Below are 18,930 nucleotides of genomic sequence, written 5' to 3' on the forward strand. Positions count from 1 at the left end.
CATAGCCATGCTGCACCGCAGCGCAATTACAGACTGTGATCATGCACGCAATTGGCAACGTCACCACACATTTCAGATGTGGTGACGTGCCGAAATTTGTTGGTCGGATTTTGAAAAACCGGACTGTAACCGGGTCACAGAAGGCCTTCGATCACCCGGTCTGGCGGTGTGTGACCATCGACAAAGGTCTTGATATTGATCAGAACCTTTTCGCCCATATCAACACGGCCTTCGATGGTTGCTGATCCCATATGCGGCAACAGAACCGCATTTTGCAGTTCCAGCAATTTGGGATTAACCGCCGGTTCGTGTTCGAACACATCAAGGCCGGCACCGGCGATCTCGCCATCGGCCAGCATCCGCGTCAGGGCCGGTTCATCAACGATTTCCCCGCGTGCCGTGTTGACCAGAATGGCGTGCGGCTGCATCAGTTTAAGACGGCGTGCCGACAACAGATGATAGGTTGCTGGCGTATGCGGGCAGTTGACCGAAACGATATCGACATGTGCCAACATCTGATCCAGGCTTTCCCAATAGGTCGCATCAAGTTCGTCTTCGATCTCGGGATGAACACGCCGACGGTTATGGTAATGCACAGACAGACCAAACCCCTTGGCACGGCGTGCCAGGGCACGGCCAATACGGCCCATGCCGACAATCCCCAGACGCTTGCCCCAAATACGATGCCCCAGCATCAGGGTCGGGCCCCATCCGGCCCATTCGCCTTTGCGGATAAGACGCTCGCCCTCGGCAAGGCGGCGCGAAACCGACAGGATCAGCGCCATGGTCATGTCGGCGGTGTCTTCGGTCAGGACATCGGGGGTATTGGTAACCGTAATCCCGCGCGACCGCGCTGTTTGCAGGTCCACATGATCAACACCGGTCCCGAAATTGGCAATCAGTCGAAGGTTCGGCCCCGCATGGGCAAGTACAGCCGCATCGATCTTGTCCGTCACGGTCGGCACCAGAACATCGGCCTCTTTGACGGCATCAATGAGTTCCTGTTTGCTCATTGCAGCGTCATCAATATTCAGACGCGCATCGAACAATTCCATCATGCGGGTTTCAATCGCTTCCGGCAGTTTCCGGGTCACGACGACAAGCGGTTTTTTCTTGGTCATCTGCCGATCCTATGCGGTCTTTTAACTCTTTTTCTGACAAAATGTGGCATGACGCGCTTTTGTGCCCTGCCGCATTGCAGTGATGCCACGCTCAAAGGTACAAAAGCAAGGATTTTGACACAGTTTTTGTAATTTTATTACACAAAGAAGAGTTCTGGCAGGACGCTGTCAGAGAAAATAAACGAAGGAATACCAACACGATGCCGCAGATTTTGCGCAAATTTCTGTATCGCTTCATGGCTTTGGCGATTTTGGGCAGCCTGACCACCCCGATCGTGGCCAGCGCACAAGAATCCGGCTTGCCCATTCCGCGATTTGTCGCACTGCGGTCAGACAAGGTATTTCTGCGTTCGGGCCCGGGTTTGCGATACCCGAAGGTCTGGATCTATCACCGCCGCAACATGCCGATGGAAGTCGTTTCGGAATTTGATACATGGCGCAAGGTCCGCGACTGGGAAGGCAGCGAAGGCTGGGTTCATCAAAGTCTTTTGGTCGGGTCGCGTCATGTCATCGTTACTGATGACAGCATCACGCTTTATTCCGCAGCAGATGAAAACGCCCGGAAAATCGCCATGGTTTCGGCCAGTGTCATCGGACGCATCGAAGATTGTCCCGCCAACCTGAACTGGTGTCAGCTGCGCTTTGGCGATTTCGAAGGCTGGGCCCCCCGTCACGGGTTCTGGGGCGTCTATGAGGATGAAACCGTCGAAGGCTAGGCTCCACGCCCCGTCCATTTCCAAAGCACGTCCCGCTCAATCACCTTCACGGCCCGGGATGCGCAGGTCATCGCAATTGACCGACTGATTGTAATCACCTGAATACGGCCAAATGGTTGTGGGCAACTAAGGGTGATGACTTCCGGTGTCGTTATTGCCCTGTGCCCCAAAAAGCTCACTGGTTCAGGGCAATGACCCCGCCATAGCCCGGTGCGGCATCAGGCATCAGGCATCAACAGACACCCGGCTTGGGCGCTGTGTACTGCCGCCACCGCCGCTTGAGGTTGCCTGACCGCCACTGTCATAGCCGCCAAAGACCGGCGTGCTGGTGGTGCGTGTGCCTGCGGGGCTGTTTGGTGTCGTGCCGCCAAATCCGGTTTCAAAGCCGGTGTCGTCATCAGCATTCGGATCAAAGGCCGCCGTATCATTCTGTTCAAGGAACGGATCAGGTTGCGGTTCCGGCAGGGCAAAGCCACCGACCGTCACGGTCTGGTTGGCAAGCTGACTGGCGATATCCCCCAGATAGGCCTGAACGTTTTCAGAAATTCTGGCCTGCACATCGTCAGTTGCCGAAGCATCATTTGCCGCCAGCTGTGCCTGGACAATGTTGTCACCGGCAACCTGCGAAATACGGTTCTGATCGCGGGCAATCGATATGCTGCCACCATCAGCCGCCAGCGAGATTTCGCGATCACGAAGGGCCTGCTGTGCCTCGTCAATGCGGGTGCGCGCATCGGTGACGCCCGCCGCATCCGACAGGTCAATCGATGACAAACCTGCTGCCAGATCATCGGCCGATGACGCATAAAGATCGACATTGATCCGGTTGTCCGACGAAGTTCCCGACCCGGCCTGAACGGTAATGGTCTGGTCCTCGGCCAAAAGATTGCGACCGTCATAGCTGCTGTTTGCCGCGATATCGTCGATTGTGGTCAGATAATCTTCGATCTGGGCATTAAGCTGGGCGCGTTGTTGTCGTGAAAGGGTCGGGTTTTCTTCGGCGGTTTTGATCAGCGCTTCTATTTCATCAAGCGCATCGCCGATCCGTGACAGATCAGTTGCAGCTTGCGACACCAGATCGCTGGCACTGCCAAGCGTGCCACGCAGCTTTTCAGATGTGTAATTTGCGCCGCGCACCGCATCGGTATTGCGCCCGGTCGATCCGGCATTGGCGGCAGACTGGTTCGCATCGCCCGCAATCAACCTGTTCTGCGGTGCGATTGCACGCGCAGTATTGGTATAGATCGTAAGCTGGCTGGCCAGTGGTTCCATCGCTTTTCCGCACAAACAAGCCGGCGAGGCAACTACATGTTGCGCGGACAAAGAATTTGAAATGCTTTCAAACTTTTGCCCGCCTGACCTTCCTGGTGTCCGGCGGAAATACCAGCCATTAGTATAGATTATTCGGCGTTAAACATTAAGCGCAAATGCGCAATCGGCGCGCGATATCGGGATTTCCGGCCTGATCGACCTGCATCAACGGTGATTCAGGCCCCAAACGGACGGTTAATCGGGACCGAATCGATCCCTGATCAAGCGGTCTTTGTGCGTCGCAACACCGCAAACAGTTCAAGATGCGATGACCACAGGAACTGATCGACCGGGACAATTTTCTGGATTTCATAACCGCCATTGCGCAGCACCCGCATGTCACGGGTGAATGTCGCCGGATTGCACGACACGGCCAAAACCCATTCCGGGCCACCAATCGCCAGTTCCTCGCACTGGGCAAGCGCCCCGGCGCGCGGCGGGTCAAACACAACCAGATCAAATCCCGCCAATTCGGTCGCGGTCAGGGGCTGTCGGAAAAGATCCCGTTTGACGACCTTGATCGGGCTTCCTGATTGTCCGACCGCATATTGCAGCAATTCAACTGCACGCGGATCGCTTTCAACCGCGGTGACCGAACGCCTTTTCCCGGAAAGGGCCAAGGCAAAGGTGAAACTGCCAACCCCGCAAAACAGATCGGCCACCTGTTTGGGGGCAATATCGGCCAGTGCGGCCTTAAGAGCCGTCACGAGTGACTGCTCACCTTCGCGGGTGGCCTGCAAAAAGCCGCCCGGGGCAATCGGCACATCGACATTTTCAAAACCGACCGTTGGCGTATGACGGGCCGCAACCGGTTCATCGGGGCGATCACCGACCTTCCAGCTCAGGCGGGCAATATTCAGACTGTCTGCAAATTCCGCCAGGTCCTGACGCATATCAAGATCAGGATCGGCGGTCGCATGGATCAGCACATCAAGCCCGTTATCGGCATGCGTGACAAAAACTTCCTTGATGTCGCGCGCCTGATCGGGCGGACAGGAGGACAGAAACGTCACGAATGCTTCGCGAAATGCCATCAGTTCAGGGCGCAAAACCACGCAATCCGGAACATTTAGAACAGTATGGCTGAACCGGCCATGGAACCCGACAAACACGCCAGCCGCCCCGACATGCACCGAAAAACCGGCCCGTCGGCGACTTGCCGGCGGGGAGATTTCAACATCTGCAATCAGGTCATCGGCATCTTCGGGGTCAATCCCGGCCCGTAAAACCGCCGTTCTGGCCTTGTCATGTTTCCAGGCCCGGTAATCATCATCATTCATATGCTGAAGCGCGCAGCCACCGCATTCCTTGAAATGCGAACAGCGCGGCGAATTGAATGCGGGGCTTCTTTTCAATTCCTCGATGACTTCGGCGCCATAGCCATCACCGCGCTTCTGGCGCAGGGCAACACGCACCTCGTCCCCGGGCAATACGCAATCGACATAGACCAGCACGGACTTGCCGTCCGGCGCCTGGACATGGGCGATCCCATCACCACGCGCCCCAACCTGTTCGATTGTGACCGGCGCTTCAAAACCAATCAACGGATCGCGCCGCGACGGCTGACGCTTGCGTCCCCCGCGGGCCCGGGGATTGCGATGATGATGTTTCATAAATTCTCTCTCGGGGGTGATCTTTGTCACGCTTTGCCTGACAGATCGACGCCACTGTCAGATGCCCGCCTGAGATACACCAGTTGACGCACCGCGAACAGGGGCGATCAAAGATTTATCTCCCGATCATGTCGCGCAATCGCCATACAGGCCGGGGCAGCATTACCATGACGCGAAAATTTATCCGCAAATGAACGCGACCAAACCCTTAAAATCGTGTAAGAATAACACCATAAAACATACAGGGAACTGTTAATCGGCCGCGTGACACGACACCATTTGTGCGACATCATGGGTTTGATGATCAGCGCAAATGGCGCGACGGAAACGTTTTCTGCGCGTATTGACGGGTCGGGGGGACCTGTTTGGCGGGTCACGTATGGGGGAGATATGGAAGAAGAAAACAAGCAAGCCGACGAAAACACATCCACGCAAACGACCCGTCTGAAAAAGCGGGCCTTGGTGGCTGGTTTTCTGACGGCTCTTTTCTTTGCCTCAGTGACATTCTTTTTCTGGCAGACGTTTGAAAACAACCGCCGGACCATTTTGCTGTCTGCGGCCCAGATCACCGCCAATGCCGTTGCCCAGCAGGTCAATCAGATCGTCACCAGCAATCTGGCTGTGCTGGAAAGTTTTGCCGATAACTGGCAGGACGGCGCACCGGAAGACGAACGCGCATATCTGTCGATTGCAACGCCGTTACAAAGCCGCTTCCCCGCACTTCAGGCCATCAACTGGATTTCGCCCAACTACATCATTTTGTATGTCGCCCCGATCAAGGGCAATGTGCCCGCGATCGGTGCCGATCTTAAACGTCATCCGGTTGCCGGTCCCGTGCTTGATATCGCACTTGATCAACGCCGCACCCAGATCACCCCGACACTTGAACTTCTTCAGGGCGGACGCGGTTTTGCCGCCTATAGCCCGGTCCTCGGGCGGGATGGGGAAATTATTGGCGTGATTAACGGTGCGTTTCGCATCCGGTCCATGCTGGCAGCAGTGATCAATACCGAACAGGTCGAAGATTACACCGTTCGCGTCCGTGAAGGTGACACCGTCCTGTTTGAAATCCGCGGCGAAGGCGACAATGAATTGTTGCAGCGTACCGTACCGGTCGAAATCGTCGGACGCCAATGGCTGGTTGATGTGATTGCCGATCCGAAACTGGCAACACAAAGCACCATCAATCCTGAACTGATTCTTGTGTTCGGGGGAACGGCGACCGTCATATTCACCGTTCTGATCTTCATGCTTTGTAACCGGCAAAGACCCGCGGGCCGCCGGACCATGCATCACATCAATGCCGGTGATGACATCAATGATCTGGCGCTGTCGATTACCAAGCTTGATGGTCACCTGAAATCGATGTCGCCCGAAACCGCCGAATTCTTTGACCTGCGCGAAGAAGATTACGGCTTTATCCGGTTTTACAATCTGGCCCCCGAATTCCAGTCGGACGGCACCGCATCGCGCCGGTCACAGGAAAAGATGCTGCTTGCGATCAATCGCGGTGACGAAGAATTGCGCCGTGAATGGATTGTGCGCAGCGCCGAGGGCGTTCATGTCGTTTGCAATCTGTCGATGAAGCCATCGACGACCAATGCCGATTGCGTCGATATCACCCTGCATCACAATCCGGCTGCCAATGCATCGGTCAATCGTTTGCGGTATCTGGCAACCCATGATCCGCTGACCGGATTGCCAAACCACGCACTGTTTGAAGACCGCCTTAATCAGGCGGTTGCGCATGCCAAACGCTATGAAAAGCTGTTGTCGGTTCTGGTGGTCGATATCGACAATTTCCGCGCGATCAATGATCGCTTTGGTGCGGATATCGGGGATGAAACCCTTCGGACCATTTCCGGGCGTCTGCGCGCGACCGTGCGTGAAAAGGATACCTGTGCGCGGTTTTCCGGCGACATGTTTGCGATCATCGCAACCGATCTGTCAGAAGCCGAAGGTGCCGCACTGGTCGCCGAACGTGTCGTCGAAGCCATGTCGCAACCCATTCAGACGGCAACCGGTGATGAAATTCGCCTGCATGTCAGTGTCGGCGTTGCCCTGTATCCCAATGACGCGCGTGCGCCGTCGCAATTGCTGGCCAATGCCGATGCGGCAATGTATCGCGCGCAAAAATCGGCAGAATCGTCTTATTGCTTCTTTGTTGAAACAATGAACAACGTCATGCATGCGCGCCTGTCGATGGAAACGCAGTTGCGCCGTGCGGTGGATGAAAAACGCTTTGTGCTGGAATATCAGCCGCGCTACCGGACATCGGATCGCAGCCTGACCGGGTTCGAAGCATTGCTGCGCTGGATCGATGACAGTGGCAAACGCCGCCTGCCGCCCGACTTCATCGCGGTTGCCGACCGTACCGGGTTGCTGTCCCCGCTTGGTCAATGGATCATTGAAACCGTGTGCAAGCAACTGTCCGACTGGCGGGCACAGGGATATGTCCCGGTTCCGATTGCACTGAACGTTTCAAGCCGCCAGTTCATTCAGGCCGATCTGATCAAGAACATCATGGATCTGACCACAGAACATGAAATTGATGCGGCCATGATCGAGATCGAGGTATCCGAAGACATCGCCATGCGCGAACCCGAACGGGCACTTGGCCAGTTCTATCGCTTTGCCGAGGCGGGCATTGGCCTGACACTTGATCATTTTGCGGCCGGCAACACGTCCTTGCGCTATCTGAAACGCTTCCCGGTACAGCGTATCAAACTGTCAAAATCGCTGTTTAATCTTTCACTCGATGAACAGCCCGAAAACAGCATTTTGCAGCCGGCAATCCGCCTGTGTAAAAGCCTGAACCGCAAAGTCGTTGCTGTGGGTGTTGAGACCGAGGAACAGCTGGCTGTCCTGCAAGCCGCCGATTGCGATGAAATGCAGGGCTTCCTGCTTTCGGCCCCGCTTGATGCGCAGGACACGACCGAACTCCTGACCCGTCAGAAAAGCTCGACGCGGGCTCAACCCAAATCAAAACCCAAACAGGATGAACAGTCCGGCAAGTAAAGCTGTGCTGGCTGCTGGGCCTTTTGCGGTTCCTGTCATGCGAAATGCCATAATGCCATGACGAAATGACAAAAGCCCCGCTCGGACTGAGGCGGGGCTTTTGTTTTTGGTGTACGATGTCCGGTCCTAAAGCAGGAATGCCGCAGCCAGTCCGAGAAAGGCAAAGAAGCCGACAACATCGGTAATCGTCGTCAGGAACACCGATGACGATACCGCCGGGTCAATGCCTGCGCGCTCAAGCCCGAGCGGGATCAGAGCACCGAACAATCCGGCAAACAGCAAATTGACAATCATTGCCACACCGATGACAGCGCCAAGCATGACATCACCAAACCAGAACCAGGTCACCGCCCCCGAAAGCACGGCAAAGGCAAGGCCGTTCAGCCCGCACACGGCCACTTCCTTGCGGATAACGCGCCAGGCGTTGGTGCTGGTCAGTTCACGGGTGGCAATGGCACGCACCGCAACGGTCAGGGTCTGGGTGCCGGCATTGCCGCCCATCGATGCAACAATCGGCATCAGAACGGCAAGTGCCACCAGCTGCTGAATCGTTCCTTCGAACATCCCGATCACAAGTGACGCCATGATCGCGGTGCCCAGATTGACCAGAAGCCAGGTAAAGCGCGACCGCGTGGTATCAAGGATGGCACTGGAAAGGTCATCCTCCTCGCCAACACCGGCAAGACGCATCATGTCTTCTTCATATTCCTCATCGATAACGTCAACGACGTCATCGACCGTGATCACACCGACCAGACGGCCGCTGTCATCAACCACCGGGGCGGAAATAAGGTCGCGCTGACGGAACAGATGGGCGACGTTTTCCTGTTCCTCGGTGACCAGAACCGTGCGCATTTCTTCTGATTCCATCACATCGCGCACCAGAACCGGGCGGTTGGTGCGGATCACACGCGACAGCGGCACGATCCCGACCGGGCTATAGCGCGGATCGACAACAATGATGTCATAGAAATCATCCGGAAGACTTTTGGCCGAACGCAGGAAATCGATCGTCTGGCCGACCGACCAGTAATCCGGGATCGCCACCAGCTCGCGCTGCATGATACGGCCGGCGGTATATTCCGGATAGGACAGCGCTTCTTCAACACGCGCACGTTCGATATCGGACAGCGCGCCGAGAAGTTCGCGCTGCTCGTCCTCGTCGAAATCCTCGATGACCTCGACGACGTCATCGGAATCCAGTTCGGTAATGGCCTCGGCCACCACATCGGTACCAAGCAGATTGATGACTTCTTCGCGAAGTTCGTCATCAAGCTCGGTCAGGAATTCCGGATCGAAATCGGGACGGATCAGTTCGACAAGCTGCACACGCTGGTTGGAACTTGCCCAGCCAAGCAAGTCGGCAATATCGGCAAAGTGCAGTTCCGAAAGCAGTTCGGACGCGGTGTTGCTGTCATCTTCACCAAGCGCGTCGAAAATTTCGCGCGCATATTCAGGTGTCAGATCGACATATTCATCGCCAGTCGACGTTTCCGCCGGACGGTCCAGTTCTTCAACCTGACCTGTCATCTGCCCCTCCCTGAATGATGTGCTGCTTTTTGCGTCCCGCACCAGATTTCGACTGCGCCAAGAAAACGCCGCGCCGGGAAGTTGATAATCAAAATCCCGACACGGCTGTTTCTGCGCTATCACATGGCCCCGGTCAAGGGCCCCGATAGAAGATTAAAGTCTGAACCCCGCCGAATAATTCAAGTGGGGTTCAGGCTATTTTTTATTGGCCTTCCTGGCTGCGCGTCACCGCGTCAACAACGGCAATCGCCGTCATGTTGACGATACCGCGCACCGTGATGGACGGGCTGACGACGTGTGCAGATTTTGCCGCACCCACCAGAATCGGACCAACCGGCAAACCGTCGCCCAGCATCTTGACCAGATTGTACGAGATGTTGGCCGCATCAAGGGTCGGCATCACCAGAAGGTTTGCAGAACCCTTAAGCATCGAATGCGGGAAAATACGATCACGGATCGGCTGCGAAATTGCGGCATCGGCATGCATTTCACCTTCGACCTCAAGATCGGGGGCCTGGGTGCGGATCAGCTGCAACGCATCACGCATTTTGCAGGCCGACTTGTTTTCGTGGCTGCCGAAGTTGGAATGCGAAATCAGTGCTGCTTTTGGCGTGATGCCAAACCGCTTGACCACATCGGCTGCCATGATCGTGGTTTCGGCCACATGCTCCGGGGTCGGATCCACCGACACATAGGTATCGGTCAGGAAGAATGTCCCCTGTTTCATGATCATCATGTTGACGGTCGAGAAATCGGTGACACCTTTGCGCAGGCCCACAAGGTTGCGGACATAGCGCAGATGACGCAGGAAACCGCCCTGACAGCCGCACAGCATCGCATCGACTTCGCCACGACGCAGCATCAGGGCCGCAATCACGGTCGGACGGGTACGCACGATGGAACGGGCATATTCCGGGTTGATCCCGCGACGGCCCATGATGTTGTGGAAGTCCTGCCAATCCTGTTCGAAATGCGGATTGTCATCGGGATCGTGAATTTCGATCTGTTCATCAGGAACAAGACGCAGGCCAAGCTCGGCAATCCGGTCAAGGATCACTTCACGGCGACCAATCACCACCGGATGGCACACACCGTCATCGACCAGCACCTGGCAGGCCTGAAGCACACGGCGCGATTCGCCTTCGGGATAGACAACGCGTTTCTTGTGCGCACGCGCCATGTCAAAGACCGGCTTCATCACCAGACCGGACCGGAAGACAAAGCCTTCAAGCTGCTGACGGTAATGATCGAAATCCTCGATCGGGCGTTTGGCAACACCACTATCCATCGCGGCCTTGGCAACGCGTGGCGGAATTTCAAGCATCAGGCGCGGGTCAAACGGCTTGGGAATAAGATATTCCGGACCGAATTTAAGCTCCTCCCCGCCATAGGCGGTCGCCACCACGTCCGATACTTCGGCGGTTGCCAGATCGGCAATTGCCTCTACCGCGGCGATCTTCATTTCCTCGTTGATCTCGGTCGCGCCGACATCAAGGGCACCTCGGAACAGGAACGGGAAGCAAAGAACGTTGTTCACCTGGTTCGGATAATCGGTACGCCCGGTTGCCATAACTGCATCGGGACGGATTTCCTTGACCAGTTCCGGCGATACTTCCGGGGTCGGGTTGGCCAGCGCCATGATGATCGGACGTTCGCCCATTTTGCGCAGCTCGTCCTCGCCCATGACATTCGGTGCAGACAGGCCAAGGAAGATATCGGCACCTTCGACCACATCGCTCAGGGTACGGGCGTTGGTTTCAATGGCATATTCCGCTTTCCACGGATCCATTTCTTCCTGACGGCCCTTATAGACCACACCAAACCGGTCAGTGACCGTGATGTTTTCCTTGGGCAGGCCCATCGACACCAGAAGGTTCAAACACGCCAGTGCCGCGGCACCGGCACCCGATGCCACCAGACGGACCTTGTTGATATCCTTGCCGGTTACGCGCAGACCGTTCAGGACGGCCGCGGCCACACAGATTGCCGTGCCGTGCTGGTCATCATGGAAGATCGGAATGTTGCAGCGTTCGCGCAATGCCTTTTCGATGATGAAGCATTCCGGTGCCTTAATGTCTTCGAGGTTAACACCCCCGAAAGTCGGCTCCAGCGCTGCGACAATATCGATAAATTTCTGCGGGTCGGTTTCGGCGACTTCAAGGTCGAAGACATCGATATTGGCGAACTTCTTGAACAGAACCGCCTTGCCTTCCATCACCGGCTTGGATGCCAGCGGGCCGATCGGACCAAGACCAAGCACAGCCGTACCGTTGGAAATCACACCAACCAGATTGCCGCGTGCGGTAAATTCCGCCGCAGTATCGGGGTTTTTGACGATTTCCTCACATGCGAACGCAACGCCCGGCGAATAGGCCAGCGCAAGGTCACGTTGGTTGGCAAGTGTGGTGGTTGCCGTTACGGACAATTTCCCCGGGGTGGGATACCGGTGATAGTCCAAAGCCGCTTCGCGCAGCTTGTCATTTCTATTTGCCATTATAATACCTTTTAATTTCAGGTATTTACATTAATTAACCACGAAATGGTTAAATCCTGATAATTCACTCTAGCGGGACGCCCAGACTAAAGCAGTTTTCCCTGCGATAGAAGCACTCAGTGTAACGCACGGCCAATGGGCTGCATTGCATAATTCTCAACGCGGCACTGCACAATAAATCAATCAGTTGTATCGCAACTGCGTTGATTACCGGACATTGCCCGACACCGCCTGACCGGAACATTGTAGGACATATATGGGGAAGGTCCAGAAACGAAAAAACCCGCCATTTCTGGCGGGCTCTTTTTCGTGGCTTTCCCGGTCGCCCGGGTGAGCCAGATAATGGTGCGGTCGAGAAGACTCGAACTTCCACGGTATTTCTACCACAGCGACCTCAACGCTGCGCGTCTACCAATTCCGCCACGACCGCATATTGTCTGCAGCAAGTCCCGTGAGGTTTCGAAGTGGGCTTGCCTTGGCGCGGAAAGGGAGATAGCAAATTGATTACCCCTGATCAAGGGATCTTTTCACTTATTTGACAGGAAAAATGCAAAGCATCGCCCCAACCGCGCAAATCCTAGAGTGGCGCACCACCTCCGAGTTGGTTTCCTACCCCGAAGCCCTTGCCGAAATGGAAGCCCGTGCCGAGGCCATCCATGCTGGCGAAGCCAATGAACTTGTTTGGTTTCTTGAACATCCGCCACTTTATACAGCCGGCACCAGCGCCCATCAGGAGGATTTGGTCGATCCGGATCGTTTTCCTGTCTATGACGCGGGCCGTGGCGGCCAATATACCTATCATGGGCCGGGTCAGCGTACGGTTTACCTGATGCTCGATCTCAAGAATCGCGGTCGTGACGTGCGTGCCTATGTCCATAATCTTGAAGAATGGGTGATTCGCACCCTTGCCCTGCTTGGGGTCAAGGGCGAACGCCGGGACGGCCGTGTCGGCATCTGGGTGGTGCGGGCGGATGGTCGTGAAGACAAGATTGCCGCCATTGGCGTACGTGTGCGCCGCTGGGTGACCTTCCACGGCATTGCCATCAACCTTGCCCCGGATCTTTCGCATTTCGGTGGCATTGTTCCGTGCGGAATTTCCGATCACGGGGTCACAAGCCTTGCCGACCTTGGGGTCGATATTACTATGGATGAACTTGATCGCCTGTTAAAACAGACCTTTACCGAAGTATTTCCCGGGCCAGCTGAATGAATGACACGTCGCAACCAGCATCGAATGCCACCCGATCGGCGAAAGGCAACAGCAAGGGCCACAAAATGCCCGAAAGCGTTGCCGAGGGCGGCATGGCCGATGCTGAACGCGACATCCTGGCCGAGCTCGAAAAGGCACTTGGCGAACATATCGCACTGATATTGCGCTGGAATCGGAAGCTGATGTTTCCCGATTCTCCGCATCCGTCCGAAATGGACGATGACGAACATGACTGCGATTTTGGCGCCTGGTACGAACTTAACCGCAATAACCGCCTGATTGATCAGCCCGCCATGCATGCGTTGGCAGCCACCCATCAACAATTGCACGATTCGGCCAAACGGCTTTTAAGTGCGCGCGCTGTTGATGGCGAAATCGATTCGGCCGAATTCGATATGATGGCCCTGCGCGCCGAATCGTTTTTTGCCCAGTTGCGTCGTCTTGAACGCGCATTTCGCACGGCGCGCTCCGATGTTGACCCGCTGACCGGGACCTATAACCGTCAAACCATGATGGGGGATCTGAATTCCGAACGCGAACGTGCGATTCGAACCCAGGTCCCGACCGCCATCGCCCTTGTTGACCTTGATCACTTCAAATCGGTTAATGATACTTATGGCCATCAGGCCGGCGATCTGGTGCTGCAATCGGTTGCCGGCATCCTGCAATCTCATGTCCGCCCGTTCGACAAGGTTTATCGATATGGCGGCGAGGAATTCCTGATCTGTCTGCCCAATGCAGACATGAAACAATGCGCGCGCGTGCTGGAACGTCTGCGCCGGGTGATCGAAGCATCCCCGGTAACAATATCCGATAGCACCACCCTTCCGGTCACTGCCTCCATCGGGGCGGCCCCGATGACCAAAAGCCGCACAATCGAACAAATCATCGAAAAGGCCGACAGGGCCCTTTATGCCGCCAAGGAAGGCGGTCGCAACCGGGTGCGGGTCTGGCGCAGCCCCGACACAAAACCGGCCCCAAAACCGTCTAAATAGCACGCAAGGCGCATTCCCGATCCCTAAACAGTGACCATGTGGATGCGATTTGCGCATGCAGACGTGTTTTCATGGCGTCATGGCCGGTTTTGCATCGGGTTTATATGGTGATCATCGCCTTTTGCCGGTCTGCCGATTTTCACGGAAAAACAGACACCTGGTGCTTTGGTGCGATGCATTTCACACACAGGAATAAAAAATTCTTTCGGTCTGCAATCTTGTCTTCACAAGTTGGAAACATATCTGCAAACTATAATAATAAAAGGCAGCATGGCTTCGGCCCCGACGCCGAGGTGAGAGAGAAAAGCTGCCAGCTTGGGAGGGAATTCGGTTCTATCTGAACGGAGGCCCCTGAATGTCCAGTTCTATGGATTTTGCACCTGGCGATCCCGCGCTGATGCTCACGGTGTTGCGCAGTGCCGAAGCAAATCTTGACCGCAACATGCTGTTGCGGCGCGTTTTATCCCTTTTCTGCACAGACGATGATGGCAATCAGGTTGCCATTGAAGATGGCCCGGATTTGCAACGGCGCATCGACACCGCCATTGCCAATCTGCAAATGGCCGGGCTTATTCGTGTGACCACCGGTGACGAGCTTTCGATCACTTCCCTTGGAACTGCTATGATGATGGCCTATCCGCTGGGTATTGATGATGGCGTGCTGTGTTCGCTGCCGGCATTTCGCAACCGGGTCTATGAAACCAATGCCCCTGTGGTGCATGAACGTCATCTGCCCAATTCGGCGTATGGTTCCGGCTTTTCCGCCGGGCTTGATGCGCATCGCCTAACAGAAAATCCCTACCCGTCAGATTCGCGCGATCATGAAGACTGGCTTATGGGCTGGGACGAGGCACTTGATCAAAGCAAACGCGAAGCCGAAACGCTTCTGAACTGATTTCCGGTTCATCCGGAATATCAGCCCAAAGGACCTGTGACCGGCACCGGATCAAAAATGGTTTTGGTGCTGTGATTTGAATTCCCGGCATATCGCCGGTACTGCCGTGCTCATCCGATGTAACGGCCCGAATTTGCCCGCGTGTTTTGCAGTGATGGCATCAGGCCCCTGACACTGCATTTCCGAACCGGGTGACGGTATTCTGCCCCCTGCTTCCCAGTTCAATGTCCCTATTCAATGTCCACGCCCCGTGACGAAGGCGCGCTCAGCCACTCGAGAGCGCACCAGTGATGCCTTGCACGTCCGACATCACCTCCTCCACCCAGCAGGCAGGCAAGACTGCTTAGCGGCCCCATGAAGTAGTACGGCGGGGTACCCCCGAACGCGACTATGAACCACCATCACGCTGTCACAGGCAACGACAGGATGGGAAAATTATCTATGACAGGAAGGCTGATCAGGCCGGATCATTCCCCGGTTTGCCGTGACCGAAAATCGATACGACATTATCCCGCGCGGTTTCGTCTGATCGGCTTTTTGCCATCCCGGCCTCGGACGGTTGCGGGCTTTGATCGGCACGATGGTCTTTGCCCCCCGCATCCCGGGCATCAGCCGCATCGGCATTATCCGGTTCATCGGACGCTTTGGGCCTATTGGGCGCATTGGACGGATTGGACGCATCGGGATCATCACGGCGATGACCATCTAGGTGTTTTCCCGCCGATTGTTTGCGGGCGTCATTCAGATCGCGTTCATGCCGGGTGCGCCCGTGGAGAACCCGGTTCTCGTCGGCTTTTTTGGCCTTTTCATTGCGCTGCTTACGTTTGCGCACCTGACGCAAATTGACGAGATCACCCATCACACTCTTCTTTGGAACATTATCAAACCGACAGGGGATCTGTCGGGTCACATTATCCAAAACAAACGGGTGCTTCGATTTCCCGAAGCACCCGCCATAGCCGTTCTTAAAATCCGTATGTCCAGCCGGACTTAGCGCACGAAGACATGCACCTCGTTGGCCGAAACAGATGCGCTGGTGGCATCCGATGCGCGCACGCGCGAACTCGGCATGCCCATATCGGTGAGCGAGCGAAGAACCGCCTGCGCATTACGTTTGGATTTGTTGGAATTCAACGCAACCTGCGCCGGGGTACCACGATTCGGGGTCACGGCAACCACGTCAAAGCTTGCCTGCGGGCGGCGTTCCAGAACACGGTTTACCGCGTTATAAAGCGCCTGCTCGTATTTCACGTTGGCATTGTCAAACCGAATAACCACCAGCGGACGGTCGCTGGTTGCGGCCATGCGCGGGCTGCTCGATGCCGGTGCAGCCTGTGACTGGAAGACACGCTTGGAAAGCGAATCCCCGAAGATTTCACCGTTTTTGACGGCCAGTGCCAGGGCATTCAGGTTCGCACGTTCGGTGCTGACATAGGATGTCTGACGCGACAGGCTTTCGCTGATTTCATTGAGAAGACGGTCGATCAGCACCGTGGTGCGGTTGGTTTCGTCTTCAAGCAGCGCGAGCTGACGGTGATCTTCGTCAACAGCACCCGATACCTGATAAGCCGAACGAACCGACTCAAGCAGGAAGGTCGAAAGCGTGCTGTCGGCGGCAACCTTGTTTGCCAGCGAATTCAGCGCGGCGATATCGTCATTCACACGATCCAGTTCGGACTGCGCGGTGTTCCACTGCTGCACCAGAACCGGGTTGCCCGGGGTGGTACCAACCTGCAGACGCGCGCTGATTGCCGCCACAGTGCCGTGATAGGCCTGCGAGTGCGACACAGTCTGTGCCCGAAGCTGTTGCAATTCGTTGTTGTGTTCATTCAGAGCCGCCTTCAGGCGGTTGAGTTCCTGCTGCATGTTCTCGACTTTGGAACCGACAAAGGTCCCGGTCTGAGAAACACCGGTCAGCGGCTGCGTGCTTGCAGCAACATCGTAACTGGTGGTGGCATTGGCACCAACCGGCTCGGATGCGACCACATTGTTCTGGGTCGTATCTTCTTCACCAGCAAGTGTCGGCCAAAGGGCCTCAGAAGAAAAAGAACATCCCCCCAGCATAAGGGCGGTGCCGATTACGGCAAGGTAGGTTTTACGAACGGCCATTTCGATCTATTACCTAAGTAGAAATATGCGAATCTCCCTGGGCTTGCCTTTTTATGTGGTGAAACAAGCCCCTGCTCCCCCGGGATTGAAAGCATCTTAGTCCACGACCACTTATGGAACAAGACGCATTTGCCCCTTTTTTGCCGAGTCTTGTCCATAAGTCCGACAAACCGGACAAAGCCGGGCAAAACAAGTGCGTAGCAGTCCTGTAAACGGTGGCTTGTGAAAAAATACCTTTTTTTGAAATTTACTGCTTGCAATGCCCTGCTCGTTTGCATAAGTTCCGCTCCGCCGACGGGGAGCACACCCAAGCAAACCGCCGGAAATTAAGGCAATGCGCCCGTAGCTCAGCTGGATAGAGCATCTGACTACGAATCAGAAGGCCGGAGGTTCGAATCCTTCCGGGCGCGCCAGTCAAAGGCCCGACGTTACCCGTCGGGCCTTTGTGCTTTTTTGGCCTTTGTTCTTTTTGCACTTTACCACTGCCCTTCAATCACAATCCCCAAAAGAAAACAGCCCGCCGCAATTGCGCGACGGGCTGCACTGATGCCAATTCTGGCTAATTGCCATTCTGGCCAATCATAATTCCGGCAAATTACATCGATGGCATGATCACGCTGTCGATCACGTGAATGACACCGTTATCGGCTTCGATATCGGCCGTTACGACCGACGCGTCATCGACCATGACACCACTGGTGGCGTTCACATCAATGGTGTCGCCCTGCACACTGGCAACCGCCATTTCCTTGCCGGCGATGTCACCCGACATCACCTTGCCCGGCACCACGTGATAGGTCAGGATCGGAACAAGTTTGTCCTTGTTTTCGGGTTTCAGCAGGTCTTCGACCGTGCCTGCCGGCAATTTCGCAAAGGCATCATCAGTCGGGGCAAATACAGTAAACGGTCCGTCGCCCTTAAGGGTATCGACCAGGCCTGCTGCCTGTACCGCAGCAACCAGCGTTTTGAACGAACCGGCCGAAACGGCGGTATCGACGATGTCGGCAGCCTTGGCCGATGCCGCGCCAAGCAAAAGGCCCGCAGCGGCGCTAACAGCAATAAGCGAAGTTCTGAAAGCAGTCATGTTTCAATCTCCTTGGAACGTGATTACGGAATTTTGCATTCCGCATTTCGCTGTCAGAGATCGCTTACGCTCAGGGTTTGACGGTTGGTTCAATCATATAAATGTGAACCCGGATACCTCATCGGATGCCTGATCCCGCGCGTATTGACCTTATTTTTCTTTGTTTCGGACAATCGACAAAAGACCGTGCGAAGCGCATATAGCTATTGATAGGATGGCAATTCAAAACAAAGCCTTAGGGAACTTCCACAATACGGAGCGCGACAGATGAACGCCAACGCACGCATTATGATTTCTTGCGATGACCGCGTCGGTCTTATTTCGGACATTACCGGACGCCTGTTTGACATTGGAGCGAACCTTGGCACGACATCCTTCACCATGAAGGACGCAAAAGCGATCTTTGAAACCGATTGCGAACTGCCTGAAAGCTGTTCCATTGCCGAATGCAAATCCGCTGTCAGCGAACTTCCGATGACCGATGCCGACATTCTTGTTGAACAGATCGCGGCTGCACCGGAACTGACCACCGCCCCCGGCGCAACCCATCTGATTGAATGTTCCGGCATTGATCAGCCGGGTCTGATCGCCCGCCTGTCGGAAATCTTCATCGAATATAATGCCAATATCGTTCGCATGGCGGCATCGGCAACCGATGAAAAGGATGCGCGCATCTATACCACCCGTTTTGCGGTCGAAATCCCGGCCGAACGTGCGGCAAACTGCCTGGCGACCCTTGCCAACACGGCGGGTTCCATGCGGCTTTTGTTCAAATTTGATGAGCTTTGAGCAGCAAGGCAGCCAAGCCTGACACCGGCCCGAACCGATAGTTTT

General features: G+C 55.5%; 14 protein-coding genes and 2 tRNA genes. 7 read left to right on the forward strand and 9 right to left on the reverse strand.

The features are described 5' to 3' along the window. Nucleotides 1–134: 134 nt before the first annotated feature. Nucleotides 135–1,121 carry a 2-hydroxyacid dehydrogenase gene (locus WA429_RS07555; protein WP_068518754.1) on the reverse strand — a complete coding sequence of 329 codons (987 nt, stop codon included), beginning with the start codon at nucleotides 1,119–1,121 and terminating at the stop codon, nucleotides 135–137. Between the two features lie 200 nt (nucleotides 1,122–1,321). On the opposite strand from WA429_RS07555, the gene WA429_RS07560 reads away from it, so the two are divergent. Beyond that, on the forward strand, nucleotides 1,322–1,837 hold the full coding sequence (locus WA429_RS07560; RefSeq protein WP_068518753.1) for an SH3 domain-containing protein: 516 nt from the start codon (nucleotides 1,322–1,324) through the stop codon (nucleotides 1,835–1,837). A gap of 225 nt (nucleotides 1,838–2,062) precedes the next feature. On the opposite strand, the gene WA429_RS07565 is transcribed toward WA429_RS07560, so the two are convergent. Together WA429_RS07565 and WA429_RS07570 are read right to left on the reverse strand one after the other, a co-directional pair. Next, entirely contained in the window at nucleotides 2,063–3,109 is a 1,047-nt protein-coding gene (locus tag WA429_RS07565; RefSeq protein ID WP_287465508.1) for a flagellin N-terminal helical domain-containing protein, read from the reverse strand. A 260-nt stretch (nucleotides 3,110–3,369) separates the two neighbouring features. Continuing rightward, on the reverse strand, nucleotides 3,370–4,761 hold the full coding sequence (locus tag WA429_RS07570; protein WP_287465506.1) for a class I SAM-dependent RNA methyltransferase: 1,392 nt from the start codon (nucleotides 4,759–4,761) through the stop codon (nucleotides 3,370–3,372). Nucleotides 4,762–5,151: 390 nt separating this feature from the next. Here WA429_RS07570 and WA429_RS07575 point away from each other — a divergent pair, with 390 nt between their 5' ends. After that, nucleotides 5,152–7,779: a bifunctional diguanylate cyclase/phosphodiesterase gene (locus WA429_RS07575; RefSeq protein ID WP_068516910.1), complete on the forward strand. Its 2,628-nt coding sequence runs from the start codon at nucleotides 5,152–5,154 to the stop codon at nucleotides 7,777–7,779. 126 nt (nucleotides 7,780–7,905) lie between these two features. Here the strand turns inward: WA429_RS07575 and mgtE are convergent, their stop codons facing one another. The 3 genes from mgtE to WA429_RS07590 form a co-directional block, all read right to left on the reverse strand. Continuing rightward, nucleotides 7,906–9,309, reverse strand: coding sequence for a magnesium transporter (gene mgtE / locus WA429_RS07580; RefSeq protein ID WP_287465504.1), 1,404 nt, complete (start codon nucleotides 9,307–9,309; stop codon nucleotides 7,906–7,908). A gap of 202 nt (nucleotides 9,310–9,511) precedes the next feature. After that, nucleotides 9,512–11,803: an NADP-dependent malic enzyme gene (locus WA429_RS07585; protein WP_068516912.1), complete on the reverse strand. Its 2,292-nt coding sequence runs from the start codon at nucleotides 11,801–11,803 to the stop codon at nucleotides 9,512–9,514. Between the two features lie 343 nt (nucleotides 11,804–12,146). Beyond that, nucleotides 12,147–12,233 (reverse strand) — tRNA-Leu (locus WA429_RS07590). 117 nt (nucleotides 12,234–12,350) lie between these two features. Here WA429_RS07590 and lipB point away from each other — a divergent pair. The 3 genes from lipB (at nucleotide 12,351) to WA429_RS07605 (ending at nucleotide 14,903) form a co-directional block, all read left to right on the forward strand. Next, entirely contained in the window at nucleotides 12,351–13,013 is a 663-nt protein-coding gene (gene lipB, locus WA429_RS07595; protein WP_206928107.1) for a lipoyl(octanoyl) transferase LipB, read from the forward strand. Continuing rightward, nucleotides 13,010–14,008, forward strand: a complete 999-nt coding sequence (locus WA429_RS07600) for a diguanylate cyclase (RefSeq protein WP_170310211.1) — start codon at nucleotides 13,010–13,012, stop codon at nucleotides 14,006–14,008. The genes lipB and WA429_RS07600 overlap by 4 nt, the downstream gene beginning before the upstream one ends. Before the next feature lie 355 nt (nucleotides 14,009–14,363). Beyond that, entirely contained in the window at nucleotides 14,364–14,903 is a 540-nt protein-coding gene (locus tag WA429_RS07605; protein WP_228194426.1) for a hypothetical protein, read from the forward strand. Nucleotides 14,904–15,360: 457 nt separating this feature from the next. On the opposite strand, the gene WA429_RS07610 is transcribed toward WA429_RS07605, so the two are convergent. After that, nucleotides 15,361–15,762, reverse strand: coding sequence for a DUF4169 family protein (locus WA429_RS07610; RefSeq protein ID WP_287465501.1), 402 nt, complete (start codon nucleotides 15,760–15,762; stop codon nucleotides 15,361–15,363). A 131-nt stretch (nucleotides 15,763–15,893) separates the two neighbouring features. Next, entirely contained in the window at nucleotides 15,894–17,012 is a 1,119-nt protein-coding gene (locus WA429_RS07615; protein ID WP_068516916.1) for a hypothetical protein, read from the reverse strand. 336 nt (nucleotides 17,013–17,348) lie between these two features. Here WA429_RS07615 and WA429_RS07620 point away from each other — a divergent pair. Further along, nucleotides 17,349–17,425 (forward strand) — tRNA-Arg (locus WA429_RS07620). 182 nt (nucleotides 17,426–17,607) lie between these two features. Here the strand turns inward: WA429_RS07620 and WA429_RS07625 are convergent. After that, a complete protein-coding gene (locus WA429_RS07625; RefSeq protein ID WP_287465499.1) occupies nucleotides 17,608–18,096 on the reverse strand; it encodes a fasciclin domain-containing protein in 489 nt (162 codons plus the stop codon). Nucleotides 18,097–18,363: 267 nt separating this feature from the next. On the opposite strand from WA429_RS07625, the gene WA429_RS07630 reads away from it, so the two are divergent. Then, complete coding sequence (locus WA429_RS07630; protein WP_287465497.1) at nucleotides 18,364–18,885, forward strand: glycine cleavage system protein R; 522 nt, start codon at nucleotides 18,364–18,366, stop codon at nucleotides 18,883–18,885. The last annotated feature ends 45 nt before the right edge of the window (nucleotides 18,886–18,930 follow it).

The sequence above is a fragment of the Thalassospira sp. CH_XMU1420-2 genome (assembly GCF_037029325.1).
Lineage (GTDB): Bacteria > Pseudomonadota > Alphaproteobacteria > Rhodospirillales > Thalassospiraceae > Thalassospira > Thalassospira povalilytica.

Excerpts from the sequence above, each read along its gene's own strand:
- WA429_RS07555 (WP_068518754.1), bottom strand. The coding sequence starts at position 1,121 with ATGACCAAGAAAAAACCGCTTGTCGTCGTGACCCGGAAACTGCCGGAA.
- WA429_RS07560 (WP_068518753.1), top strand. The coding sequence starts at position 1,322 with ATGCCGCAGATTTTGCGCAAATTTCTGTATCGCTTCATGGCTTTGGCG.
- WA429_RS07565 (WP_287465508.1), bottom strand. The coding sequence starts at position 3,109 with ATGGAACCACTGGCCAGCCAGCTTACGATCTATACCAATACTGCGCGT.
- WA429_RS07570 (WP_287465506.1), bottom strand. The coding sequence starts at position 4,761 with ATGAAACATCATCATCGCAATCCCCGGGCCCGCGGGGGACGCAAGCGT.
- WA429_RS07575 (WP_068516910.1), top strand. The coding sequence starts at position 5,152 with ATGGAAGAAGAAAACAAGCAAGCCGACGAAAACACATCCACGCAAACG.
- mgtE (WP_287465504.1), bottom strand. The coding sequence starts at position 9,309 with ATGACAGGTCAGGTTGAAGAACTGGACCGTCCGGCGGAAACGTCGACT.
- WA429_RS07585 (WP_068516912.1), bottom strand. The coding sequence starts at position 11,803 with ATGGCAAATAGAAATGACAAGCTGCGCGAAGCGGCTTTGGACTATCAC.
- lipB (WP_206928107.1), top strand. The coding sequence starts at position 12,351 with ATGCAAAGCATCGCCCCAACCGCGCAAATCCTAGAGTGGCGCACCACC.
- WA429_RS07600 (WP_170310211.1), top strand. The coding sequence starts at position 13,010 with ATGAATGACACGTCGCAACCAGCATCGAATGCCACCCGATCGGCGAAA.
- WA429_RS07605 (WP_228194426.1), top strand. The coding sequence starts at position 14,364 with ATGTCCAGTTCTATGGATTTTGCACCTGGCGATCCCGCGCTGATGCTC.
- WA429_RS07610 (WP_287465501.1), bottom strand. The coding sequence starts at position 15,762 with ATGGGTGATCTCGTCAATTTGCGTCAGGTGCGCAAACGTAAGCAGCGC.
- WA429_RS07615 (WP_068516916.1), bottom strand. The coding sequence starts at position 17,012 with ATGGCCGTTCGTAAAACCTACCTTGCCGTAATCGGCACCGCCCTTATG.
- WA429_RS07625 (WP_287465499.1), bottom strand. The coding sequence starts at position 18,096 with ATGACTGCTTTCAGAACTTCGCTTATTGCTGTTAGCGCCGCTGCGGGC.
- WA429_RS07630 (WP_287465497.1), top strand. The coding sequence starts at position 18,364 with ATGAACGCCAACGCACGCATTATGATTTCTTGCGATGACCGCGTCGGT.